This is a genomic window from Bacillus sp. N13C7 (assembly GCF_026790065.1).
Taxonomy (GTDB): domain Bacteria; phylum Bacillota; class Bacilli; order Bacillales; family Bacillaceae; genus Bacillus.
On record NZ_JALAMO010000001.1, the window covers coordinates 84,378 to 109,035 of the forward strand.

22 protein-coding genes, 1 other RNA gene and 1 other annotated feature are annotated in these 24,658 nt (G+C 45.6%); of the genes, 6 read left to right on the forward strand and 17 right to left on the reverse strand.

The window, feature by feature from the left end; genetic code table 11:
- Window positions 1–22 precede the first annotated feature (22 nt).
- Window positions 23–2,659 (reverse strand): alanine--tRNA ligase, encoded by a 2,637-nt coding sequence (alaS, locus tag MOB98_RS00465; protein ID WP_268362072.1) that lies wholly within the window; start codon window positions 2,657–2,659, stop codon window positions 23–25.
- A 333-nt stretch (window positions 2,660–2,992) separates the two neighbouring features.
- Window positions 2,993–4,054 carry an AI-2E family transporter gene (locus MOB98_RS00470; protein ID WP_268362070.1) on the reverse strand — a complete coding sequence of 354 codons (1,062 nt, stop codon included), beginning with the start codon at window positions 4,052–4,054 and terminating at the stop codon, window positions 2,993–2,995.
- A 185-nt stretch (window positions 4,055–4,239) separates the two neighbouring features.
- Between MOB98_RS00470 and MOB98_RS00475 the strand changes: the two genes are divergently transcribed.
- Genes MOB98_RS00475 through MOB98_RS00490 form a run of 4 tightly spaced genes read left to right on the forward strand, consistent with a single transcriptional unit; the run spans window position 4,240 to window position 7,194 of the window.
- Window positions 4,240–4,968 carry an amino acid ABC transporter ATP-binding protein gene (locus MOB98_RS00475; RefSeq protein WP_268362068.1) on the forward strand — a complete coding sequence of 243 codons (729 nt, stop codon included), beginning with the start codon at window positions 4,240–4,242 and terminating at the stop codon, window positions 4,966–4,968.
- 21 nt (window positions 4,969–4,989) lie between these two features.
- The gene (gene glnH, locus MOB98_RS00480) at window positions 4,990–5,811 is read left to right on the forward strand and encodes a glutamine ABC transporter substrate-binding protein GlnH (protein ID WP_268362066.1); all 822 of its coding nucleotides are present in this window, start codon (window positions 4,990–4,992) and stop codon (window positions 5,809–5,811) included.
- Between the two features lie 59 nt (window positions 5,812–5,870).
- The gene (locus MOB98_RS00485; RefSeq protein WP_268362063.1) at window positions 5,871–6,521 is read left to right on the forward strand and encodes an amino acid ABC transporter permease; all 651 of its coding nucleotides are present in this window, start codon (window positions 5,871–5,873) and stop codon (window positions 6,519–6,521) included.
- A gap of 16 nt (window positions 6,522–6,537) precedes the next feature.
- Entirely contained in the window at window positions 6,538–7,194 is a 657-nt protein-coding gene (locus MOB98_RS00490) for an amino acid ABC transporter permease (protein WP_268362061.1), read from the forward strand.
- A gap of 36 nt (window positions 7,195–7,230) precedes the next feature.
- Here the strand turns inward: MOB98_RS00490 and MOB98_RS00495 are convergent, their stop codons facing one another.
- The 8 genes from MOB98_RS00495 to cymR form a co-directional block, all read right to left on the reverse strand.
- On the reverse strand, window positions 7,231–7,362 hold the full coding sequence (locus MOB98_RS00495) for a YrzQ family protein (protein WP_019715211.1): 132 nt from the start codon (window positions 7,360–7,362) through the stop codon (window positions 7,231–7,233).
- Between the two features lie 21 nt (window positions 7,363–7,383).
- A complete protein-coding gene (locus MOB98_RS00500) occupies window positions 7,384–7,575 on the reverse strand; it encodes a hypothetical protein (protein ID WP_003225893.1) in 192 nt (63 codons plus the stop codon).
- An 11-nt stretch (window positions 7,576–7,586) separates the two neighbouring features.
- The gene (locus MOB98_RS00505; RefSeq protein WP_268362058.1) at window positions 7,587–8,111 is read right to left on the reverse strand and encodes a PRC-barrel domain-containing protein; all 525 of its coding nucleotides are present in this window, start codon (window positions 8,109–8,111) and stop codon (window positions 7,587–7,589) included.
- Between the two features lie 41 nt (window positions 8,112–8,152).
- Window positions 8,153–10,555, reverse strand: coding sequence for an ATP-dependent RecD-like DNA helicase (locus tag MOB98_RS00510; RefSeq protein WP_268362056.1), 2,403 nt, complete (start codon window positions 10,553–10,555; stop codon window positions 8,153–8,155).
- A gap of 24 nt (window positions 10,556–10,579) precedes the next feature.
- Complete coding sequence (locus tag MOB98_RS00515; RefSeq protein WP_268362091.1) at window positions 10,580–11,200, reverse strand: tetratricopeptide repeat protein; 621 nt, start codon at window positions 11,198–11,200, stop codon at window positions 10,580–10,582.
- Between the two features lie 85 nt (window positions 11,201–11,285).
- Window positions 11,286–12,401, reverse strand: coding sequence for a tRNA 2-thiouridine(34) synthase MnmA (gene mnmA, locus MOB98_RS00520; protein WP_268362054.1), 1,116 nt, complete (start codon window positions 12,399–12,401; stop codon window positions 11,286–11,288).
- 27 nt (window positions 12,402–12,428) lie between these two features.
- The gene (locus tag MOB98_RS00525) at window positions 12,429–13,571 is read right to left on the reverse strand and encodes a cysteine desulfurase family protein (RefSeq protein WP_268362052.1); all 1,143 of its coding nucleotides are present in this window, start codon (window positions 13,569–13,571) and stop codon (window positions 12,429–12,431) included.
- An 18-nt stretch (window positions 13,572–13,589) separates the two neighbouring features.
- Window positions 13,590–14,006 carry a cysteine metabolism transcriptional regulator CymR gene (cymR, locus tag MOB98_RS00530; RefSeq protein WP_003225879.1) on the reverse strand — a complete coding sequence of 139 codons (417 nt, stop codon included), beginning with the start codon at window positions 14,004–14,006 and terminating at the stop codon, window positions 13,590–13,592.
- Window positions 14,007–14,208: 202 nt separating this feature from the next.
- Here cymR and MOB98_RS00535 point away from each other — a divergent pair, with 202 nt between their 5' ends.
- Window positions 14,209–15,474, forward strand: a complete 1,266-nt coding sequence (locus MOB98_RS00535; RefSeq protein WP_268362050.1) for a replication-associated recombination protein A — start codon at window positions 14,209–14,211, stop codon at window positions 15,472–15,474.
- A 43-nt stretch (window positions 15,475–15,517) separates the two neighbouring features.
- Here the strand turns inward: MOB98_RS00535 and MOB98_RS00540 are convergent, their stop codons facing one another.
- The 5 genes from MOB98_RS00540 to MOB98_RS00560 all read right to left on the reverse strand — a co-directional run bounded on the left by MOB98_RS00540 (window position 15,518) and on the right by MOB98_RS00560 (window position 20,233).
- A complete protein-coding gene (locus MOB98_RS00540) occupies window positions 15,518–16,282 on the reverse strand; it encodes a tRNA threonylcarbamoyladenosine dehydratase (protein ID WP_015384240.1) in 765 nt (254 codons plus the stop codon).
- A gap of 81 nt (window positions 16,283–16,363) precedes the next feature.
- A non-coding RNA gene (gene ssrS / locus MOB98_RS00545) (6S RNA) lies at window positions 16,364–16,556 on the reverse strand.
- 60 nt (window positions 16,557–16,616) lie between these two features.
- On the reverse strand, window positions 16,617–18,395 hold the full coding sequence (gene aspS, locus MOB98_RS00550) for an aspartate--tRNA ligase (RefSeq protein ID WP_268362048.1): 1,779 nt from the start codon (window positions 18,393–18,395) through the stop codon (window positions 16,617–16,619).
- Between the two features lie 13 nt (window positions 18,396–18,408).
- Window positions 18,409–19,683 carry a histidine--tRNA ligase gene (gene hisS, locus MOB98_RS00555; RefSeq protein WP_268362045.1) on the reverse strand — a complete coding sequence of 425 codons (1,275 nt, stop codon included), beginning with the start codon at window positions 19,681–19,683 and terminating at the stop codon, window positions 18,409–18,411.
- Window positions 19,684–19,771: 88 nt separating this feature from the next.
- Window positions 19,772–20,002 (reverse strand) — a binding site (T-box leader).
- Window positions 20,003–20,062: 60 nt separating this feature from the next.
- On the reverse strand, window positions 20,063–20,233 hold the full coding sequence (locus tag MOB98_RS00560; RefSeq protein ID WP_003237500.1) for a YrzK family protein: 171 nt from the start codon (window positions 20,231–20,233) through the stop codon (window positions 20,063–20,065).
- 132 nt (window positions 20,234–20,365) lie between these two features.
- On the opposite strand from MOB98_RS00560, the gene MOB98_RS00565 reads away from it, so the two are divergent.
- A complete protein-coding gene (locus MOB98_RS00565; protein WP_268362043.1) occupies window positions 20,366–21,916 on the forward strand; it encodes an SH3 domain-containing protein in 1,551 nt (516 codons plus the stop codon).
- Between the two features lie 26 nt (window positions 21,917–21,942).
- Here the strand turns inward: MOB98_RS00565 and dtd are convergent, their stop codons facing one another.
- Both dtd and relA read right to left on the reverse strand, forming a co-directional pair.
- Window positions 21,943–22,383 carry a D-aminoacyl-tRNA deacylase gene (gene dtd / locus MOB98_RS00570; RefSeq protein ID WP_268362042.1) on the reverse strand — a complete coding sequence of 147 codons (441 nt, stop codon included), beginning with the start codon at window positions 22,381–22,383 and terminating at the stop codon, window positions 21,943–21,945.
- A gap of 12 nt (window positions 22,384–22,395) precedes the next feature.
- Window positions 22,396–24,600, reverse strand: coding sequence for a GTP diphosphokinase (relA, locus tag MOB98_RS00575; RefSeq protein ID WP_268367076.1), 2,205 nt, complete (start codon window positions 24,598–24,600; stop codon window positions 22,396–22,398).
- Between the last annotated feature and the right edge of the window lie 58 nt (window positions 24,601–24,658).

Sequence of the window (24,658 nt, forward strand, 5' to 3'; positions counted from 1 at the left end):
CATTCTACACTACATGGGCAAATTATAAAACGGATTTCACCCAATCTTCTACAGAAGCCAAAGCTTCTTCTAATTTTTCCGGCTGTTTGCCGCCTGCCTGCGCCATATCCGGACGGCCTCCGCCGCCTCCGCCGCAAACTTCCGCAGCTTGTTTGACCAGCTTGCCGGCATGCAGGCCTTTCTCAATGAGATCCTTTGTGACTCCGGCAGAGATATTGACTTTATCGTTTTGTACCGCACCAAGCACGATCACCGCAGAGCCAAGCTTTGCTTTCAGTTCATCAACCATTGTGCGGAGATGGTTCATGTCTTTCGCATTTACCTTTTCCGCAAGGACACTCACGCCGTCAACTTCTTTTACTTTTGACAGGATCGCTCCTGCTTCAACGTTGCCGAGTTTCGCAAGAAGAGATTCATTTTCTCTTTGCGCTTCCTTCAGTTCAGACTGAAGAGCCGCAACTCGTTTCGGCACTTCTTTAATATTTGTTTTCAGCTCGTCAGCTGCCTGCTTCAGTACTGAGATCTGGCTGTTCATTTCGATGTAAGCGCCTTGTCCTGTGACAGCTTCAATCCGTCTTGTGCCTGCTCCGATTCCAGATTCAGAAACGATTTTAAACAGGCCGATTTCTGCTGTGTTTCTGACATGGCAGCCCCCGCACAGCTCTAAACTGTAATCTCCGACTTGAACGACCCGGACAATATCGCCGTATTTTTCGCCGAACAGAGCCATTGCGCCCATTTCTTTTGCTTCAGCGATCGGTTTCAAATCAATGCTGACCGGAATGCTCGCCCAGATCTTTTCGTTTACGATTTTCTCAATTTGTTCGAGCTCTTCTTTTGTCACTTGGCCAAAATGTGAGAAGTCAAAACGAAGACGGTTTTCCGTTACTAGAGACCCTGCCTGATTGACATGAGTTCCAAGAACATCTTTAAGTGCCTGATGCAATAAATGTGTTGCCGTATGGTTTTTAATGACGCCGCTTCTCATATGGTCTTCAACTTCAGCCGTAACATGCAGGCCTTTTTGAACAGTGCCGCTCTCCACAACACCTTCGTGCACATGCTGGCCGTTCGGCGCTTTTTGTACATCTTTAACTCTCACCACTGCCTGTTCGCTGCGAAGATAGCCTTTGTCGCCAATTTGGCCGCCGCTTTCTGCATAGAACGGCGTTTCATCAAGAATGATTTGAACGCTTTCTCCTTCATGAGCCTCTTCGATTAATTGGCCGTCCTGAAGAAGCACAATAATATTGGCATCAGCTTTTGTTTGAGAGTAGCCGACAAATGTGCTTTCATCGGTCACATCGCGCAATGCGCCGCCCTGCACCTGCATGCTGCCGACGTCTTGGCGGGCGTTTCTAGCCCGTTCACGCTGCTGGTTCATTTCTTCTTCAAAGCCTTTATGGTCAACCGTCATGTTCTCGTCTTCTGCGTATTCTTCAGTCAGCTCAACCGGGAATCCATACGTGTCGTACAGCTTAAACACATCGGCACCTGAAATCACGCTGCTGCCCTTGTCTTTTTCTTTTTTGATCATTTCTGACAGGATCGCAAGCCCTTCATTAAGTGTTTCGTGGAAGCGCTCTTCCTCTGTTTTAATGACTTTCGCGATGAAATCCGCTTTCTCTTTCACTTCTGGATAGAAATCAGCCATGATTTCAGCGACAACCGGCACTAAATCGTACATAAACGGACGGTGGATGTCGATCGTTTTGGCATAGCGCACGGCCCGGCGCAATAAGCGTCTTAATACATAGCCGCGGCCTTCATTTGACGGAAGCGCCCCGTCACTGACAGCAAAGGCAACCGTTCTGATGTGGTCGGCAATTACTTTAAACGCAGTGTCTTTCACATTGTCTTTGCCGTATGTTTGACCAGAAATCGTTTCTGTTGCTTTGATGATCGGAACAAACAAATCGGTATCAAAGTTTGTCGGAACATTCTGGATGACAGATACCATTCTTTCAAGTCCCATGCCCGTATCAATGTTTTTCTTCGGAAGCGGCGTGTACGTGCCGTCAGGGTTATGATTGAACTCAGAGAACACAAGGTTCCATACTTCTAAGTAACGGTCGTTTTCTCCGCCTGGGTAAAGCTCCGGATCTTCTGGGTCATTGCCATATGCCTCACCGCGGTCGTAGAAGATCTCCGTGTTCGGTCCGCTCGGCCCCTCGCCGATGTCCCAGAAGTTCCCTTCCAAACGGATAATTCTTTCTTCTGGAATGCCGATTTTTTTCGCCCAAAACTCATACGCCTCTTCATCTTCAGGGTGAACCGTAACAGAGAGAAGCTCTTTGTCGAAACCGATCCACTTGTCACTCGTTAAAAACTCCCAAGCCCATGTAATGGCTTCTTCTTTAAAATAATCGCCGATGGAAAAGTTCCCGAGCATTTCAAAAAAAGTATGGTGGCGCGCAGTTTTACCTACATTTTCTATATCGTTTGTTCTGATCGCTTTTTGAGCGTTTGCGATTCTTGGATTTTCCGGAACGACACGGCCGTCAAAATATTTTTTCAGCGTCGCAACACCGCTGTTGATCCAAAGCAGTGAAGGATCCTCATGAGGCACTAATGACGCGCTCGGCTCTACCGCATGTCCTTTTTCTTTAAAGAAATCCAAAAACATTTGACGCACTTCCGCAGAAGTTAAGTGTTTCATTGTATTTCCTCCTCTATAAAAATCGAAATTCTCTTCAGTGACAGCAAAAAAGCCCTCCCCCTATGCAAACCACACGTTTACACAGGGACGAGAGCTGTCTCGCGGTACCACCCTGATTACGGGCATTATCATTCGCCCGTCACCTTTTACCCTGTAACGCAGGATGTGCGGCAGTGATTAACTGCACTCAGGATTAGCTTCCTCCGATCTTCTGATAAAGCTCCTTTCAGCTTACGGAGCTTCTCTCTTTAACAGGGCTTCGGCGTACTCAGATCCGTCACTCGAGATTCGTATGTATTCTACGAGAAATTATAGACAAGCGGCACGCCAATGTCAATGCTCCGTCCTCATCTGCAAAAAATGGATCATCATCACTTTTAAAACAGCCGTCGCTGGAACAGCCAGAATCATTCCGACGATTCCCGCAAGCTCTCCTCCGGCAAGGAGCGCAAGCATGATCACGACAGGGTGCATTTTAAGGCTTCTGCCGACAATGAACGGGCTGAGGATATTTCCTTCCATAAACTGCAGAATAAACACTGTAATGACCACAACGAGAACCGCCTTCACTGAGATCGTCATTGCGATTAACAGCGCAGGAACAGCTCCAATGAAAGGACCAAAATACGGGATAACATTCGTGATCCCGGAAATAAGGCCTAAAATCAGCGGATACGGGAGCCCAAATATCCAGAATGTAATACCTGCGATCACACCGAGAATCAAGCAGACCAGAAGCTGCCCGCGGACGTAATCTCCAAGAGAGTCATCCACATCGCGCAAAAAGGCGCTGCCCCGCTTTCTCCACGACTTCGGAGTCAAGTACCAGACCGTTTTTTTCATCAATTCAATATCCTTTACCATGTAAAACACCAGAAAAGGGATTGTTGCCGCAATTAAGAAATAATCAAGCACGCTGCGGATTCCGCTGATCGCGCCCTCGATTGTTCCCGCAAAAAACGCCTCCGTCTGGCGGATCATTTTATCTATACGATGATGCATGCCGTCAGGCCAGTCATCCGTATGGTTATGCACATGAAGAAGGAGCCCGTTATACGTTTCGGCAAACATAGGTATATTTTCTGATAAATCCGTCAGCTGCACGATTAAAACAGGCACGCCTTTATACAGCGCCCATCCAAGTCCGCCAAAAAAAAGAACATAAATCACCAAGATGCTCAAAGTCCTCGGTAACCCTTTGCCATGCAGCCATTCTGTGACCGGAAGTAATAAATAAGAAATAAAAATGGAAATAATCAAGGGAATAAAGATCGTTTTTATTACGAGCCAAAAGGGTGACCATAACATATCAAGCATAAAAAAGACATAGACTGTTAACAGAACCAGCAAACAAATGGCCACCCATAATAAAAGCTGCACCGGTTTTTGAAGCATCTGCTTTCACCTCTTCTATATCTTTTGAGGTTTACAAGGAATTATTCTTTCTGTTTCTTTAGTCGGCCAGAAGTCATGGACATTTTTTCATGTTAAGATTTCAGAAAAGTTTGACCATTTAAGTTTTAAATTTGTTTTATTTCCATTTCACACACCTTGTTCGAAGTTCTGATAGGAGGATTGCGATGATCACATTTCAAAATGTAAACAAGCATTACGGAGATTTTCATGTATTAAAACAAATTAATCTTCAAATCGAAAAAGGCGAAGTCGTTGTTATCATCGGCCCATCCGGTTCCGGTAAAAGCACATTGCTCAGATGCATCAACAGGCTTGAAACGATCAATGAGGGCACGCTCACAGTCAACGGCACTGTCATTAACGACAGAAAAACTGACATCAATAAAGTGCGGCGGAATATCGGGATGGTGTTTCAGCACTTTCATTTATATCCGCATAAAACAGTGCTGCAGAATATCATGCTGGCTCCGGTAAAAGTACTCAGACAATCACCTGAACAAGCAAAGGAAACAGCGCATTACTATCTAGAAAAAGTCGGCATCCCAGACAAGGCTGACGCTTACCCTTCCCAGCTTTCAGGCGGGCAGCAGCAGCGTGTAGCCATCGCAAGAGGGCTTGCGATGAAGCCGGAGGTCATGCTGTTTGACGAGCCGACATCAGCACTTGATCCCGAAATGATCGGCGAGGTGCTTGATGTCATGAAGAAACTAGCCAAAGAAGGCATGACAATGGTTGTTGTGACGCACGAAATGGGGTTTGCCAAAGAAGTCGCCGACCGAATTGTCTTCATTGACGGAGGAAAAATTTTAGAAGAAGCAGTGCCGGCTGAGTTTTACGCGAATCCGAAGGAAGAACGGGCCCGCTTATTCTTAAGCCGTATATTAAATCATTAAAACAGAAATGGGGGAGCTTGTATGAAAAAGATTTTATCTTTAGCATTCATTTCTTTATTGACTGTCATCTTGCTTGCCGCTTGCGGCAGCAAAGGGTCAAATGGAGAAGTCTCAAAGGAGAGCAAAAAAGATACGCTAGCCGCCATTAAAGACAATGACAAAATAGTATTCGGCGTCAAAACGGACACCAGACTGTTCGGCCTTAAAAATCCGAGCACAGGTGAGATTGAGGGTTTTGATATTGATATTGCCAAACAAATCGCTAAAGACATTTTAGGTGACGAAAAAAAAGCTGAATTTAAAGAGGTCACCTCAAAAACTAGGATTCCTATGCTGCAAAACGGGGATATCGATGCTATTGTCGCCACAATGACGATCACTGAAGAAAGAAAAAAGGAAGTTGACTTTTCTGATGTGTATTTCGAGGCTGGGCAATCGCTTCTCGTAAAAAAAGGCAGCAACATCAAGAGTGTTAAGGATCTTGGCAAAGGCGCAAAAGTTCTTGCAGTAAAAGGCTCAACCTCCTCTCAAAACATCCGTGAAAAGGCGCCTGATGCATCTGTTTTAGAATTTGAAAACTACGCAGAAGCCTTTACGGCGCTCAAATCAGGGCAAGGCGATGCCCTCACGACGGATAATGCGATTTTATACGGGATGGCTGATGAAAATAAAAATTATCAATTAACAGGAGAGACTTTTACAGATGAGCCTTACGGGATCGCTGTAAAAAAAGGCCAATCTGCTCTCACGAAAGAAATTAACGCTTCACTCAAAAAAATGAAGTCGGATGGCAGATATGATGATATTTATAAAAAATGGATTAAAGAAGACCCAGCTGAATAACGACCATCCCGGGATGAGCAGGTGATGCTCATCCCGATTTGATAAGGAGTGAATAGGCGATGAATGTGTCAATTCTTTTCGATAACTTCGATATGTATATGGACGGTTTTTACCATACCCTGCTCGCTAGTGTCATCGCGCTGGCCGGCAGTTTTGTTCTCGGCGTTGTGGTGGCGGTTATGAGAATTACAGTCTTTAAGCCGCTGCAATGGCTCGGGACCGCATATGTGGAATTTATCCGCAACATCCCCCTTCTTTTAATTACCTTTGTATTCTATTTCGGCCTTCCAAACGCAGGGCTGAGGCTTGACGGTTTTCAAGCGGGAACGGTTGCCCTCACCATTTATACCTCAGCGTTTATAGCTGAAGCCATCAGAGCGGGCATCCAGTCTGTCTCAAAAGGACAGATGGAAGCGGCGCGATCGTCAGGCTTTACCTACAGCCAGGCCATGCTCCACATCATTTTGCCGCAGGCAATCAAAATCGTCATTCCGCCCTTGGGCAATCAATTTTTAAACTTAGTCAAAAACTCTTCGATTCTTGGGGTTGTGGCCGGGTTGGACCTTATGTATCAGGCCGATTTGGTCTCGTCGAGTACACTCGTTGTATTTGATGTTTATATTTATGTGGCGCTTTTTTACTTAGTGCTGACCATACCGCTTAGCATCGGTGTTAACTATTTGGAAAAACGGCTGGAAAGAAGCTATTGATAAGGAGTGAGTTATTTTGGATTTCATCGGAGCTTATTCGCAAGAGCATTTAATGTTTTTATGGGATGGCTTTCTCGTCACTCTGTACGTTGCTTTCATCTCCATCATTCTGAGCTTTTTCTTCGGTTTAATCGCAGGCACCCTGCGTTATGCGAAAGTTCCCGTTCTTTCTCAATTGATTGCGGTTCTCGTTGAAACGATCAGAAACCTCCCCTTGCTATTAATTATTTTCTTTACGTTTTTTGCCCTTCCGGAAATCGGGATTAAGCTTGAAATTACGGCTGCAGCAATTACAGCATTAACGATTTTCGAGTCCGCCATGCTATCTGAAATTATCCGGAGCGGGCTGAAATCAATTGACAAAGGACAAATTGAAGCGGCGCGCTCCTCCGGGCTGAGCTATACACAAGCCCTGTTCCTAATCATCATGCCGCAAGCGCTTCGCCGCATGGTTCCCCCCATCGTAAGCCAATTCATTTCTTTATTAAAAGATACATCGCTCGCTGTTGTGATCGCCCTGCCCGAACTGATTCACAACGCGCAGATTATAAACGGCCAAAGCGCAGACGGCAGTTATTTTTTTCCGATCTTTTTATTTGCGGCACTCATGTATTTTGCAGTCAATTACAGCCTTTCACTCGCAGCAAGGCGCCTGGAGGCACGGCAAACATAGAAAAGGATACTCTCTGGAGAGTATCCTTTTTTCGCATTAAAACATTTTTGTTATTCTTTTTCTCATTCGCTTCATGCTTCGATTATTCAGCATGTCGGATTGAGTCGCCATTCTGTACACGAGAGCCCCAGCTCCCAATGCCAAAAGAGAAGTCATCGTCCGATTCATCCTGCGCATCTCCTTTCATGGTTAAAAATTGATGCTGCGTTCATCCTCAGAAAACAAATCATCCAAGCTGCTTAACGTTCCGTCTTCTTCCACTTGATGAGTTGCAATCTTCCCTTTCGCCACTGTCAGCTCAATAAAACAGCCCCAGCAATAATATTGGTTCACGCCGATTTTCCCGATATCCTTACTTTTGCAGTTCGGGCATATAAGCATATTTCACACCTCTATCCGTTCAGAACGATCTCGTCTTTCCGCACCTCGACAAGCGAATCCGCTCTTTGGATCTGGCGCTTGCTTCCCGCCAGGTCAGAAAAGAAACCGTCCGAGAGTTCATATGCTACGATTATGCCCCTGTCCAAACAAAAGTATACATCTTCCAGCATCCCCAATATATCTCCCTCTTGCGATTTCACAAGCTTCATTTTCATCTGTTCGTATGTGAAGCATAATTTCGGAAGAGGCAGAAGCTGTTCTGAACTGACCGAGGCCATTATGCGGTCATCAAGAATGGAAGAGATATCACACGCCCGCAATAGCGCATGATGATGATGCAAAAACCGTTTTTGTGCAAGAATAAACCCAAGACAATCTCCCTGCAGAGAAAAACAAATATCAGAAATTGTCCCGAGATAACAAGAAGTTCGTTCTGAGTATACTGGGAATCCTTCTACCTCATGGCATGTTCTCAAAGTGTGATCAACCACCTTTTGTTGAACAGGCTTAGGTTTTGCTTTGCGCCCTTGACTCATACGATGAAATCACTTCCACCGCAAATAAAAGACCCCCGCTGTCACGGGAGCCTTTGTTCTTCCTTCATAAAATCGAATGGTGTTATGCCTTCCATGCCAATATTGGCATCGAGTACGCTGAATGGGAGCTCTTTTTGCAAAGCTTCAAGCTCTGCATCCATTTCCTCAACCTGCATTGACAGCCTGTTTTTCAAAGAAGTCTGTCTGACAGTTGCATCATTATTCTTTACGCCCCACTCCAGCGCCTCCTCTTCTCCGCATAAAATGAGAAATTTCTTTGCTCTCGTAATCGCGGTATAAAGAAGGTTTCTTCTGAGCATTCTATAGTAGCCTTTCACAACGGGCAAAACCACAATCGGAAATTCACTTCCCTGCGATTTATGAATAGAGCAGCAATACGCATGGGTAAACTGGTTAAAATCTTTTTTCGTAAACGTCATTTCGTTGCCGTCAAAAGAAACGACGGCCATGTCTTCTTTTTCTGTGTTTTCCTTCGCATAAAATATTGACGTGATTTCGCCAATATCTCCGTTGAACACATTGTTTTCCGGCTGATTGACGAGCTGCAAAATTTTGTCTCCGGTTCTGTAGACAACATCCCCGAACTTGATTTCTCTCCGCTTTTCTTTAGGAGGATTCAAAATGTCCTGAAGCATCACATTCAGTTCATTGATCCCGGCTTTTCCTCTGTACATCGGGGCGAGGACCTGAATGTCCTTTGCCGTATAGCCTTTTTTCAATGCATTGGCGACAACCTTCTCAACCACCTCTTTAATTTGTGAGCCTCCGCAGCGAATAAAGGAACGGTCCTTCGTCGGTGCAGTCAAATTGTTCGGCAGCAAGCCATTTTTCATTTGGTGAGCAAGCTCGACGATTGATGACCCCTCTGCCTGGCGGTAGATATCTGTCAGTCTCACAGTCGGAATCACCTGGGATGCCAAAAGGTCTCTCAGCACTTGGCCCGGACCGACAGAAGGCAGCTGATCTTCGTCACCGACGATGATAATTTGAATATGATCAGGAATCGCTTTGAACAAATGGTTCGCAAGCCATATATCAAGCATACTGGCTTCATCGATTATTAACAGCTTCCCTTCGATCGGCTGATCCTCTGTATGGGTAAACCCTTCAGCGCCGTTCCAGCCAAGGAGCCTGTGAATCGTAACTGCCGGAAGCCCCGTTGATTCACTCATTCGTTTCGCCGCTCTTCCTGTCGGTGCTGCCAATACAACTGGAAAAGCTTCATCCTTTTTATAAGCTGACGGGTCGAGTGACACACCATGAAGCTCTCCGTACAGTTCAACAATTCCTCTGATTACCGTCGTTTTCCCCGTTCCCGGCCCCCCAGTTAAAAGGAGCATCGGTGAGGAAAGAGCTTTTTGAATCGCTTCCTTCTGGCTGGGGGCATATTGAACGTTCATCCGTTCTTCCAGCTCCCCTAAAGCGAGCAGAAATTCTGATTCAGGAAACTGGTCGTCGTATTCGGTTTGGCTAGCGATATGTTTCACCCGCTTTGCCACGTTTTGTTCTGCGTAAAACAGCGATGGAAAATAACAGCGTCCATCCTCTATGACAATGTCTTTATTTTCTCCAAGAGCAATAATTGCGTTAGCGGCATCCATTTCTGTGATGCGCTGCCCTTCCCTTGCTGACTGGTTCAACAGTGATTGGGTGTCAATAATCAGCTGTTCCGTTTCTATGTACGTGTGCCCCTCTGACAGACAAGTCGTTTCAAGCGTGTACAAAATGGCGGCTTTTACCCGCTCAGGATGGTTACCCGAAAGACCCATTCTGCTGCCCAGCTCATCCGCTTTCCCAAACCCGATGCCTTCTACATCCTTTACAAGCTGATAAGGGTTTTCCTGGATCTTTTCAAGGGTTTCGGATTCATAGGCTTGATAAATTTTCATAGACAGCTGCGGGCCAAAGCCAAACTGATTCAGGGAAATCATGATTTGTTCCAGTCCCTGATGCCGCTGCAAGGCGCCGGCTAACGTATCAGCTTTCTTTTTTGAGAGCCTCGGAACATCATAAAGGACTGAAGCGTCAGCCAATATTTTATTAATGGCATTGTCACCCAGCTTTTTGACAATTTCTTCAGCTGTTTTTTTGCCGATTCCCTCGAATAAATCACTCGATAAATATTGAATAATGCCTTCCTTAGTCGTCGGTATCTCTTTTTTGAAATGCTCCGCTTGAAATTGGAGCCCGAATTTCGGGTGGGTTACGATCTTTCCGTAAAACGTGTAGGTCTCTTCTTCTTGAAGCGCAGGGAAGTAGCCCGTCACGGATACGGCTTTATCTTCAATGGCTTCGGAGGTCTCTGTGACTTTCACTTTCAGAACCGTATATAAATTGGTGTCATTATGATAGATGACTGTGTTGACTGTCCCTTTTAAATAGGGCTCTTCCTCCAGTTTAAGCTGATCCGGATGCTGCTGCACGAGCTGTCCCTCCTCCTGTGCCTGTTATGATGGGTCGATCAGTTTTTTAGCATGAAGCGCCAGCATATGATCCGGCTGAATGTCGATCGCCTTGTTCAGCATTTCCAGCGCTTTTTCTCGGTTTTCTTTATAAGCATAAGCGACACCGGCATTATAAAATGCATCAGCGTGGCCTGGGTCTTGTTCTGTTACAGCTGCAAATTGGCTGAGTGCTTCGTCCAGCATGCCCTCGTTCGCTAAGCACATCCCAAATTGAAAGCGTGCTTCTGTATCGTTCTCATTCAGTTCGACCGCTCTTTGTAAATATGGCAGTGCAAGCTTAGGCTGTTCGAGCTTGACCAGAACCGTTCCGAGCATATAAAACAGGTCGCCGTTTTCCATCCCGGCACGAAGCGCTTTTTCAAACATGTCTTTCGCTTCTTTGTACATTTCTTTTACGACATAGACATTTCCTGCTCCATAATAAGCAGTGGCGGCGCTGCTGTCTAATTCAAGCGCTTTATCATAAAACGCTAAAGCCCGTTCCAGCTCGTTTATAGATGAAAGCAGGTTGGCAAAATTGATATATGGAATGGCGTCTTCTTTATTTTCTTCAATCGCTTTTGTAAATGCCTCTGCCGCTTTCTCGTAATCACCTTTTTGCATCGCCTCTATACCGAGTTGATTATAATCCACCGACTATCTTCCTTTCATTAAAAAACCCCAACTCAGTGTTGAGGTTTTTTATCTTTTATACGTACCACAATTTTGTTCCGTCTTTGTACACATCATCAATTGTTCCGCCGCCAAGGCATTCTTCGCCATTATAGAAAACAACGGCTTGTCCCGGTGTCACGGCGCGGACTTGTTCATCAAAGATGACTTCCGCTTCGCCTTCACCTGTCATGCGCACCGTTACTTTATGGTCTTCTTGGCGGTAACGGAATTTAGCCGTGCAGGAAATCTCTTTGCCCTTCATGATATCCGAACGAACCCAGCTGATATTCGTAGCTGTAATTTTGTCGGAATAAAGAAGCGGGTTATGGAACCCTTGATCCACATAGAGAATGTTCTTTTCAAGATCTTTCCCCACCGCAAACCACGGCTCGCCGCTTCCGCCGATGCCAAGGCCGTGACGCTGTCCGATCGTGTAGTACATTAACCCGTCGTGGCGTCCTTTTACTTCGCCGTCCATCGTCATCATATCGCCCGGCTGTGCAGGGAGATATTGGCTAAGAAACGTTTTGAAGTTGCGTTCGCCGATAAAACAGATGCCCGTACTGTCTTTTTTCGTCGCCGTTGCAAGATCCGCTTCTTTGGCAATCTCACGTACTCGGCTTTTTTGAAGCTCGCCGATCGGGAACATGACTTTGCTTAGCGTATCTTCCGTCAGCTGATTCAAGAAGTACGTTTGATCCTTGTTTTCATCAAGGCCGCGCAGCATTCTGACTTTGCCGCCGCTTCTGTCTACCCTTGCATAGTGGCCGGTCGCTAAATAGTCGGCGCCTAGTGACAGGGCATGCTCTAAAAATGCCTTGAATTTAATTTCTTTGTTGCATAGAACATCCGGGTTTGGTGTTCTGCCTGCTTTATATTCATCAAGGAAGTATTGAAATACCTTCTCATAATATTGCTTTTCAAAGTTTACGGCATAATACGGAATTCCGATTTGGTTGCAGACGCGGATCACATCTTCATAATCCTCTGTCGCCGTGCAAAAACCGTTTTCGTCCGTATCATCCCAGTTTTTCATAAAGATTCCGATTACATCATAGCCCTGTTCTTTTAACAGCAGGGCCGCCACAGATGAGTCTACTCCGCCGGACATGCCGACGACGACTCTTGTATCTTCCGGCCGTTTTTCCATTTCATTCACTCCAATTACTAAGCCGCCTTATTGTGTCAGCCGTTTGACAACGTCGGCCACATGTTTGGCAGCAGTTTTCACTTGCTCAGCCGTATTGCCGAGGCCGAAGCTGATCCGAATCGAGGACGTCAGCCGGTCACTCTCTTCTCCGAACATGGCAGTCAAAACATGTGACGGCAGGACTGAACCAGCCGTGCACGCTGAACCGCTGGAGACAGCGACACCCGCCATATCAAGATTGACCAGCAGCGCTTCCACTGACACACCGGGGAAATAAAGATTCAGAACATGCGGCAGACTATGCTCTTTGTCCCCATTGATCTCGAATGCCACACCTGCATCTCTAAGCGTGTCGGCAAAGATTGCTTTAAACGATTGATACTTCTCGTTTTTTTCGTCCCGTTCTTCACCTGACAGCTTGATCGCTTCTTTCAGCCCGACAATGCCTGGAACATTTTCCGTTCCGGCACGGCGTTTTCTCTCTTGCTCTCCTCCGAATAAAAGCGGTGAAAGCTTCACATCTTTACTAGCATATAAAAAGCCTGTCCCTTTTGGCCCGTTGAGCTTGTGCCCGGAAACAGACAGAAGGTCAATATGGCTGTTTTTCACATGAATTGGCAGCAACCCGAATGCCTGAACAGCATCCGTATGAAAATAAGCCTGGTGTTCCTTCAACAGCTCACCGATTTCATTGATCGGCTGCACTGTTCCGACTTCATTATTCCCATACATCACTGTCACAAGGATTGTATCATCACGCAGTGCTTCTTTCACCTGTTTTGCATTGACTCTGCCATTCTGGTCAACGTCCAGGTACGTTATTTCAAATCCGTCTCCCTCAAGCTTTTCACACGTGTGAAGGACGGCGTGATGCTCAATTTTTGTCGTGATAATATGTCTGCCCATATCTTTTCTTGCAAGCGCGGTTCCCATGATAGCCAAGTTATCGGCTTCCGTTCCCCCGCTTGTAAAAATGATCTCCTGCTCTGACGCTCCGATTTCAGCTACAATCTGCGCTCTTGCTTCGTCCACCCATTTTCGAGATTCTCTTCCAAATGAATGAATGCTGGATGGATTGCCGAAATTGCCGGAGAAATGCGGAATCATTTTTTCCAGCACGCGCTCATCCATCGGAGACGTTGCGGCATGATCTAAATAAATCCGTTCCATTATGTTTACACCTCTGATCTAAATATAGAACATATAAGCTTCTTGCTCTCCGTCTGTATAGCTGGCAAGATCCTCTAATGTTGTACTGTCTAAAACCTCTTTCACAGCATCCCGGATGCGAATCCAGAGCTCACGCTTGGCAGGCTCCTCGTCTTCCAGCACTTCAACAGGACTGATCGGCCCCTCGAGTACACGGATAATATCTCCCGCCGTTATCGCGTCCGGCTCACTGCCTAATACATATCCGCCGTATGCGCCTCTGATGCTTTTCACTAAACCGGCATTTCTGAGCGGCGATACCAGCTGCTCCAAATAATGCTCGGACAAATTATTCGTCTGTGCGATGCTTTTTAATGAAGTCGGGCCCTCACCATGTTTTTTTGCAAGCTCGATCATAATGGTGAGTCCGTATCTTCCCTTAGTTGATATTTTCAACATGAACACCTCTGTTATTTCATGATTTTCCACATTTATAATGGTAATTTCTATATGATTCGTCCGTTTATTATCTAATAGACCAACTGTTATTATAACATACCTTCAGCTAATTTTCATTGAGGCAGGCGGAAAACGGGGCTTTCCCCTTTTCTAATGTCCGTTTTTCCGTTACCCTGTAATTATGTAAGGAGAGATGATGATGAAGCCATTGGCATATCGGATGCGTCCGACAAAAATAGAGGATATTATCGGCCAGCAGCATCTGGTGGCTGAAGATAAAATTATCGGCAGAATGGTCCAGGCAAAACATTTGTCATCCATGATTTTGTACGGGCCGCCCGGAATTGGAAAAACATCAATCGCAACAGCAATCGCCGGATCAACAAGTATTGCTTTTCGAAAGCTGAATGCTGTCATTAACAATAAAAAAGATATGGAAATCGTAGCCCAGGAAGCCAAAATGTCCGGCCAGGTGATTCTGATTCTGGATGAAGTTCACAGGCTTGATAAAGGGAAACAAGATTTTCTTTTGCCCTACTTAGAAAACGGGATGATCATTTTGATCGGAGCAACCACGGCTAATCCGTATCATGCCATTAATCCTGCGATCAGAAGCCGGACACAGATCTTTGAGCTTGAGCCGTTAACACCGGAGCTGATTAAACAGGCTCTCGAACGGGCTCTTCATGATGAGCACCGGGGCCTTGGCACCTATTCTGTATCCGTTGATGATCAGGCGATGGAGCATTTTGCCCATGGATGCGGGGGGGATGTCCGCTCTGCTTTAAATGCGCTTGAGCTGGCCGTCTTATCAACAAAGGAATCAGCCGATGGCGTGATTCACATTACATTAGAAACCGCGGAAGAATGTTTGCAGAAAAAGAGCTTTTCTCACGATAAAGACGGTGACGCGCATTATGATGTTTTGTCCGCTTTTCAAAAATCGATCCGCGGCTCTGATGCCAACGCCGCTCTTCACTATTTGGCAAGATTAATTGAAGCTGGAGATCTGGAAAGCATCGCGAGAAGACTGCTGGTCATTGCCTATGAAGATGTCGGCTTAGCAAGCCCGCAAGCCGGCCCGAGGGTGCTGCACGCTGTTCAGACCGCGGAGCGGGTCGGTTTTCCCGAAGCGCGAATTCCGCTGGCCAACGCTGTCATTGAACTTTGCCTCTCTCCAAAATCAAACTCAGCCATTCTGGCAATCGATGAGGCGCTGGCGGATATCAGAGCCGGAAAAATTGGGGATGTCCCGAAGCATTTAAAGGACGCGCATTATAAAGGAGCTCAGGAATTAGGAAGAGGAATCGACTATAAATACCCGCACAATTACGACAACGGATGGGTCGAACAGCAATATCTCCCTGACCCTTTAAAAAACAAGCAATATTACAAGCCGAAGCAAACGGGCAAGTTCGAATCCGCGTTAAAGCAGGTATACGACAAATTAATGAGAAGAAAATAAGACAAAAACAGCCTTGATGATACTCAAGGCTGTTTTTTATGCGTTATTTATCTTTCACACGTTTGATTTCAATGTCTTTCAATAGATCCATGACCACATGTCCGCCCATAATCAAACCGGCCACTGACGGCACAAAAGCATTAGAGGATGGCGGCATTTTTGCTTTACGGATTTTCGCTTCGTCATTCCCCACTTCTTTTCTGACATCTTCCCGAATAACAATCGGGCTTTCGTCAGAGAAAATGACTTGAACGCCTTTTTTGATGCCCTCTTTGCGTAGTTTCGTACGAACGACCTTCGCAATTGGATCAGTGTGCGTTTTTGAGATATCAGCGATTTGAAAGCGTGTCGGATCCGTTTTATTCGCGGCCCCCATGCTGGAGATAAGCGGAATATCACGTTTTAGACATTCTTTCATTAAATGAATTTTATAATAGATGGTGTCTGACGCATCAATGACATAGTCAAGATCATAGTCAAAAAATTGCTCATATGTTTCTTCGGTATAGAACATTTTTAACGCGATCACTTCACACTCTGGGTTAATGTCTGCGATCCGCGCTTTCATTAAATCAACTTTCGGCTGTCCGACAGTTGAAAGCAGCGCATGAAGCTGGCGGTTTACATTGGTAATGTCGACATCATCTTTGTCAACGAGCAAAATGCGGCCAACGCCTGACCGTGCGAGAGCTTCCGCTGCGAACGATCCGACTCCGCCGACCCCAAGCACAGCAACCGTGCTGTTTTTCAGCGTTTCAAGGCCTTCTTTTCCGATAGCTAATTCATTACGTGAAAACTGGTGTAACAAGAACCTCACTCCACATTCGTATTCTGGTTTCATCTATAAAATGGCTGATACTGGAACAGCCGTTTTTCTGCGCACAAAAAATAAAGTCCCAATAGTGCCGTTGCAGCTTTCCTTTGTTTTGAACCCGCTCTCAGCAGGTGGGTGCCCTCTTTTAAATCTTGTAAGTCCTCTTTACCGAATGAAAAGAGGCATGTACGCCATTTAAAAATGCGGGCTCCCAAATCAAAAAAATGTTCGGTCAAAACTAGGTGTACAACTAACACATCAGGACTTTATTTAACTTGTCAAAATCATATCACAGACGATTTTGATTTTCAAGAATCGAACTGCTCATTCAGCTCTTAACTTTTTTCTTGATAGAAAGATGAAGCTCGTCAAGCTGGGCTTCGCTTACTTCCCCTGGCGCTTCTGTCATCAGGCAGCTTGCACTGGCCGTTTTCGGGAATGCAATCGTATCTCTTAGGTTCGTACGTCCTGCGAGAAGCATAACAAGACGGTCTAAGCCGAGCGCGATTCCGCCGTGCGGTGGAGCGCCGTATTCAAATGCTTCCAGCAGGAATCCGAACTGTTCAGCCGCTTCTTCTTGTGAGAAGCCAAGAAGCGCAAACATTTTTTCCTGAATATCCTTTTCGAAAATACGGATCGAACCGCCGCCAAGCTCATAGCCGTTTAAGACAAGGTCATAGGCTTGTGCTTTCATGTTTTCAGGCGCTGTTTCAATCAGCTCAAGATCTTCACGGACTGGCATTGTAAACGGATGGTGAGCTGCGTAAAAACGGCCTTCCTCCGGATCATGCTCTAAGAGCGGCCAGTCGATGACCCATAAGAAATTGAACAGGTTCTCGTCAATCAGCCCGCGTTCTTTCCCAAGCTTTAAGCGCAGGGCGCCGAGTGATGCGGCAACAACTTCGAATGAATCCGCTCCGAACAGCAGCAAATCACCTTCAGCAGCATCAAGCGCTTCGATCAGCTTAGACTGCTTTTCTTCATCAAAGAATTTAGCAATCGGGCCTTTCACTCCATCTGTCTCCACTTTCACCCAGGCAAGTCCTTTTGCTCCGTAGTTAGCAGCAAAAGCGCCAAGAGCATCGATGTCTTTTCTGGAGTAATCGCCGGCACCGCCTTTTACGTTGATGGCTTTTACCACGCCGCCGTTTGCCACAGCTGATGAGAACACTTTAAATTCGGTATCCTTCACAATGTCAGACACATCTGTCAAAAGCATGTCAAATCGCGTATCAGGTTTATCAGAACCGTATTTGTTCATTGCTTCGTCATACGTCATGCGAGGAAGAGGAAGCTTGATTTCCACGCCTTTTGTTTCACGCATAATCTTTGCCATCATCTCCTCAGCCAATGACATGATGTCTTCCTGGCTCATAAAGGACATTTCAATATCGATTTGCGTAAACTCAGGCTGGCGGTCCGCACGCAAGTCTTCATCGCGGAAACAGCGGGCAATCTGATAATAGCGTTCAATGCCGGATACCATCAGAAGCTGTTTAAATAGCTGCGGAGACTGAGGCAGCGCATAGAACTCACCTTCGTGCACACGGCTCGGCACCAAGTAGTCACGTGCGCCTTCAGGCGTGCTTTTGGTTAAAATCGGCGTTTCAATATCAAGAAACCCATTTTCATCTAAAAAGCTGCGGACAGCCTTCGTGACGTTATGCCGCATCTGCATCGTCTGAAACATAGCAGGTCTGCGCAAATCTAAGTAACGATGTTTTAAACGAACGTCCTCTGATACTTCCTCTGCTTGATCAGAAATTGCAAATGGAGGCGTCTTTGCAGCACTTAATACGGTTACTCCATCAGCGTGAATTTCAATGGCGCCTGTTTTTAAATTTGCATTAATGGTGCCTTCTTCACGCGCTACCACTTTCCCTTGAACATCAAGCACGTATTCGTTTCTGATGCCTTCTGCAATAGCAAGCGCTTCTTTTGACACATCAGGGTTAAAAACAACTTGAACAATTCCTGTACGGTCACGCAAGTCGATAAAAATCAATCCGCCGAGATCCCGTCTTTTTTGGACCCAGCCTTTCAGCGTTACAGATTCGCCAATTGCTTTTTCAGTTATATCACCGCAATAATATGTTCTTCCAAACAATACATTCCACTCCTTATCCCTTTTGGTTTGCCTTCATCACATGTATAAATTCATCTAGTGCCACTTCAATCTGTTCGCCCGTCTGTGCATCCTTTACATTGATTTTGTTTTGGGCAAGCTCATCTTCTCCCAAAATCGCAATAAATCTGGCATTCAGGCGGTCAGCTGTTTTAAACTGGCCTTTCATTTTCTTATTTTCATAATCGATTTCGCTGGAAATGCCTGCTTCTCTCAGTTTGTACACCAATGAAACAGAATAATCCTTCGCTTTTTCACCGAGTGTGACGATATAGCAGTCAATTCCCTGATCAACAGGCAGTTCTCTTTTTTCGGCATCAATGGCGGCAAGCAGGCGTTCAATGCTCATCGCAAATCCGATGCCCGGCGCTTCCGGCCCTCCGATTTGTTCGACAAGACCATCGTAGCGTCCTCCGCCGGCAAGTGTCGTAATCGCACCAAAGCCTTCCGCATTGCTCATAATTTCAAAGGCGGTATGGTTGTAATAATCCAGCCCTCTCACAAGGTTAGGATCAATTTCATACGAAATGCCAAGATCGTTTAAGTATTGTTTCACTTTTTCAAAATAAGCGGCTGATTCTTCATTTAAATACGTCAAAATGGAAGGCGCCGATTTCATCAGCTCATGATCTCGGTCTTTTTTGCAGTCCAAGATTCTGAGCGGGTTCGTGTGCAGACGTGACTGACAGTCTGAACAAAATTCTTCGATGCGAGGCTCAAAATGTTTTACAAGCGCTTCTCTGTAGCTTTTGCGGCTCTCTTGATCGCCGAGACTGTTTATGACAAGCTTAACGTTTTGCAGACCTGCTTTTTGATAAATACTCATCGCAAGCGCCATGACTTCGGCATCAATCGCAGGGTCTTTCGAGCCGATCGCTTCAATTCCAAACTGATAGAACTGGCGGTAACGGCCCGTCTGCGGACGTTCGTAACGGAACATCGGCCCTACATAATAAAGCTTTGTCGGCTGTACAGGATTTGCGAAAAGCTTGTTTTCATTAAACGCGCGTACCGCCGCAGCAGTTCCTTCCGGACGAAGCGTTAGGCTTCTGCCTTTGCGGTCCTGAAAGGTATACATTTCTTTTTGTACGATATCCGTCGATTCTCCGACGCCTCTTGCAAACAGTTCTGTATGCTCAAAAATCGGTGTGCGGATTTCTTTATATTGATAAGTGCGGCAAGTATCTCTCATAATTTGTTCAACAAACTGCCAGCGATCTGATTCTCCAGGCAAAATATCCTGTGTTCCTCTTGGAATGTTATATCCCATAGGTAGACCTCCTTATGTATCCTTATAAAATATACAATGATCGTTAATGATGAAAATGAAAAAACTCTCGTCCCTACTATACTTGTATAGTAGGGACGAGAGTTATACCCGTGGTGCCACCCTAGTTGGAATATGATCATATTCCCGCTCGATCCTTTAACGCAGGTTCACGTTCACTGCCTAATAACGGATTCACGCGTTCAGCAGGAAACCTCCGGAGTGTTGTTTCGAGAAAGACGCAATGGGATCCGCTTTCAGCCTGGGGCGGTTCCTCTCTAGCCATGCAATCTGACCTACTCTTCTCCATTATTGGTTCAAAATCATTCATCATTTGCTATGTACTCAATTTCTATTATAATAATGGGATTGAGGTTCTCTGTCAAGCTTTATTCCGGTTGTTTTTCCTCATCGCTGCTTCTTTGGACATAAGACCAAATTCAGATGCTGTTTCAGTGAGATAACCGGTTGTATCGGGGTCTGCATGATCGCTGTAATGCAGATTTGCTTCACCGTCGTGAAATGCGCGCCCCATTTTTGGATGATATTTCATGATTTGCACACCTTTTTGATTGTATTTACGCTTAGTATAAACAAATCATTTTATTTTTATTTAAAAATCAGAAAGGACTTTACGATATTAAGGAAGAATGCTTTTTTTATGATTATCGGAAAGGAGGACACAATGAGCAAGAAATACTTTGTTCTTATTGTATGTATTATCGTCGCCGGGGCTCTTTTCCCGCCTTTTTCATCCGTTACAGCCGCTCAGGGAGAAGCGGTCATCGCAACAGATGAAATGAACGTCAGAAGCGGCCCGGGGCTTAGCTACGGCATTACAGCGGAAGTGAAAAAGGGAGAGCACTACCCGATTTTAAAGGAAGACGGAGACTGGGTGCAGATACAGCTCGGTTCCGGAGAGAAAGGCTGGGTGGTCTCCTGGCTTATTACAAAGGCAGACCAGGTCAGTACAAGCACTTCGGAAAGCAGTGACACTGTGACCTCAACGGACCCCGATCTGCGGATGAGAACCGGGCCGGGCACTTCCTACGAGGTTATCGGCAAATTTCCGCAAGGCAGCCAAGCATCTGTGATTGATCAAGATTCAGGCTGGATCAAGATATCCTATCAAAATGCCACCGGATGGGTATCATCTGAATATGTCACGTCAGGCGGCAGTTCGGCGACTGATGAGAGTGACCAAACCGAATCTTCAAGTTCATCAAAGGGCACAGTCGGTGTTTCTTCACTTAATGTTAGAGCCTCCGCCTCACATGATGCAGCGATTATTACGAAACTGGACCGCGGAACAAAGCTGACGATTCTCAACGATAAAAATGGCTGGGCTCACATCGAGGTGAATGGGCTGAAAGGCTGGGTTGCAAGCCATTATCTTTTGACTAGTTCTGATCCAGCTGAAGACTCAGCAAATACCGGCAGTTCATCCGCCTCTAAAAAAGCCTATATCGTATACGGTGGAACGAATTTAAGAAGTGATGCATCAACATCATCTTCGATCGTTGAACGTGCGGCCAAAGGCGATTCCTATGTCATTACCGGTTCAAAGGGAAGCTGGTATGAAATAAAGCTTGATAACGGGCAGACTGCTTATGTTGCCAATTGGGTGGTCCAAACGTCTAAACGTGCAGAAGAAGCAGGTGAACCGCCTGTCTCTGATTCCCCGTCCGGAAACGGCTCTCTGAACAACAAAACAATTATTGTTGATCCTGGACATGGAGGAAAAGACAGCGGAACAATCGGCTATTCGGGTAAATTCGAGAAAAACCTGACAATCAAAACGGCAAAACTGCTCGCCGGCAAACTCAGATCGGCTGGAGCTGATGTGTATGTGACACGCCAGGATGATACCTTTGTCAGTTTACAGTCACGGGTCTCCACGTCACACTATCGCAACGCTGACGCCTTTATCAGCATTCATTATGACAGTTATGCGGATACTTCCACGAGAGGCAGCACCGCTTATTATTACAGTCCTGCCAAAGATCAGGAACTGGCATCAGATGTACATTCTGAAGTAGTGAAGCGTTCTTCTATTCCTGACCGCGGCGTGTTATTTGGAGATTATTATGTGCTCCGGGAAAACAGACAGCCCGCTATGCTGTATGAGCTGGGATATGTAAGCCATCCGCAGGAAGAAGCCATTGTACATAGCAATTCATACCAAGAAAAAGTAACAGACGGGATCGAAAGCGGATTAGAGAAGTATTTCCAATAAAAAAAGCTGCCTTTTGGCAGCTTTTTTTATTTTGAATCCATAATAAGCGTCACAGGCCCGGAGTTTGTAAGCTGAACATCCATCATTGCTCCAAACGTTCCGGTCTCCACTTTGATTCCTTTTTCACGTAGCAGGTCGTTCCATTTTTCGTAAAGACCTAAAGCTTTATCAGGCTTAGCAGCGTTCATGTAGTTCGGCCGGCGCCCTTTCTTCGTATCTCCGTAAAGCGTAAACTGTGAAACAGATAAAATCTCTCCTCCTATATCTAAAAGAGAGAGATTCATTTTTCCTTCACTGTCATCGAAAATACGAAGATGAACAACTTTATCGGCTAAGTAAGCTGCATCCTCTTCTGTATCCTCGTGAGTGATGCCAACCAGCACCATGAGGCCTTGTCCAATTTGACCAACAACCTCTTCATCCACTGTAACGCTTGCTTCTGTTACTCGCTGAACAACTAATCTCATTTTCTAACCCCTTTAGTTCATGACGCGGCGTACAGAATAGATATCTCTTATCTGTTTAATACGCTCGACGACTTTATGCAAGTGATTGATGTTCTGAATAAAAATCGCCATATGAATGGTTGCCACTTTATTGCGATCCGATTTACCAGAGACAGATGAAATATTTGTTTTCGTTTCATTTACTGCCTGAAGCACCTCGTTCAGCAATCCACGGCGGTCATAACCTAGAATCTCTATCTCAACATTGTATTCCTTGCGCTTTTGAACCTGTGACTCATGTTCCCACTCTACAGGGATCAGCCGCTCCTGGGCTTCATTTGTTTTGACATTCGGACAGTCTTCGCGATGGACTGAAACCCCTCTGCCTTTTGTGATAAAGCCGACAATATCGTCACCCGGCACAGGATTGCAGCATTTTGATAAACGGACAAGGAGATTGTCGATGCCCTTGACGCGAACACCAGCTTCTCGTTTTCTGCCCTGCGGGTATGGCTTTGGTTCCGCAGTGACTTCCTGGACGATCTTTTCCTGTTCTTCCTGATCACGCTGCTTTCTCTCTTTTTCCGTCAGGCGGTTTGCCACCTGCAAGGCTGTAATGCCGTTGTAACCTACCGCTGCGTACATATCCTCTTCATTTGAGAAATTAAACTTGTCCGCAACCTTCTGGATATTCTCCGGCGTTAAGACATCCTTCACTTCAAAATCCAGATTTTTAATTTCTTTTTCTACCAGCTCTCGGCCTTTTTCGACATTTTCTTCACGCCGCTGTTTCTTAAAGAATTGACGGATCTTATGCTTCGCCTGGGATGTTTGGGCAAGCTTCACCCAATCCTGGCTCGGACCGTAGGAATGCTTGGAGGTGAGTATTTCAACGATATCACCAGTCCGAAGCTTATGATCCAGCGTGACCATTTTTCCGTTTACTTTGGCGCCAATTGTTTTATTCCCGATTTCTGAGTGAATCCTGTAAGAAAAATCAATCGGCACAGAACCGGATGGAAGCTCGATTACATCTCCTTTCGGCGTAAAGACATACACCATATCAGAAAATAAATCGATTTTGAGCGATTCCATAAATTCTTCTGCATCGGTTGATTCATTTTGGAATTCTAAAATTTCACGGAACCAAGAGAGCTTTTTCTCAAAGGTTGCGCCTTCATTGGCCGCCTTCCCTTCTTTATAAGCCCAGTGAGCCGCAACCCCGTATTCCGCAATTTCATGCATTTCAAAGGTGCGGATCTGCACTTCCAGCGGATCGCCTTTAGGCCCGATAACCGTTGTGTGAAGCGATTGATACATATTCGGCTTCGGCATTGCGATATAATCTTTGAATCTGCCGGGCATCGGTTTCCAGCATGTGTGAATGATGCCTAGCACCGCGTAGCAGTCTTTTATGCTATTTACAAGAATGCGGACAGCCAGCAAATCATAAATTTCGTTGAATTGCTTATTTTGCAGCACCATTTTGCGATAAATGCTGTAAATATGTTTCGGACGTCCCGAGAAGTCGGCCTTGATGTTTACTTCTTCGACACGTTTTTTCACTTCATTGACAACCTCTTCGACATAAAGCTCACGTTCTGCACGCTTCTTCTTCATGAGGTTAACAATTCTGTAATATTGCTGAGGATTCAAATAACGGAGCGCCGTATCTTCCAATTCCCATTTAATTTTAGAAATCCCGAGACGATGCGCCAAAGGAGCAAAAATTTCCAGTGTTTCGTTGGAAATTCTCCGCTGTTTTTCCTGAGGCAGATGTTTCAGCGTCCGCATATTATGAAGACGATCCGCCAGCTTGATCAGTATGACCCGGATATCTTGAGCCATAGCGACAAACATTTTGCGATGATTTTCCGCCTGCTGTTCCTCTTGAGATTTATATTTAATTTTGCCGAGCTTTGTTACGCCGTCCACAAGCATTGCCACTTCTTCGGAAAATGCTTCTTTCAGGTCATCGAGCGTCACATCTGTATCTTCCACGACATCGTGCAGAAATCCGCCCGCGATTGTGGAAGGGTCCATTTCAAGATCAACGAGAATGCCCGCAACCTGAATCGGATGAATAATATATGGCTCGCCCGATTTGCGGTATTGCTCGCGATGAGCATCTTCAGCGTACAGATATGCTTTTTCGACAAATGCGATATGCTCATCGGATAGATAGCTGCGCGCTTTATCAATAACTTGCTCGGCAGTCAATACTTGTTCGTTCGCCATGGAATCACCTTTTTTAAAATGTAAACTGTATTGTAGTTTATTATCAAGAAAAAAACGA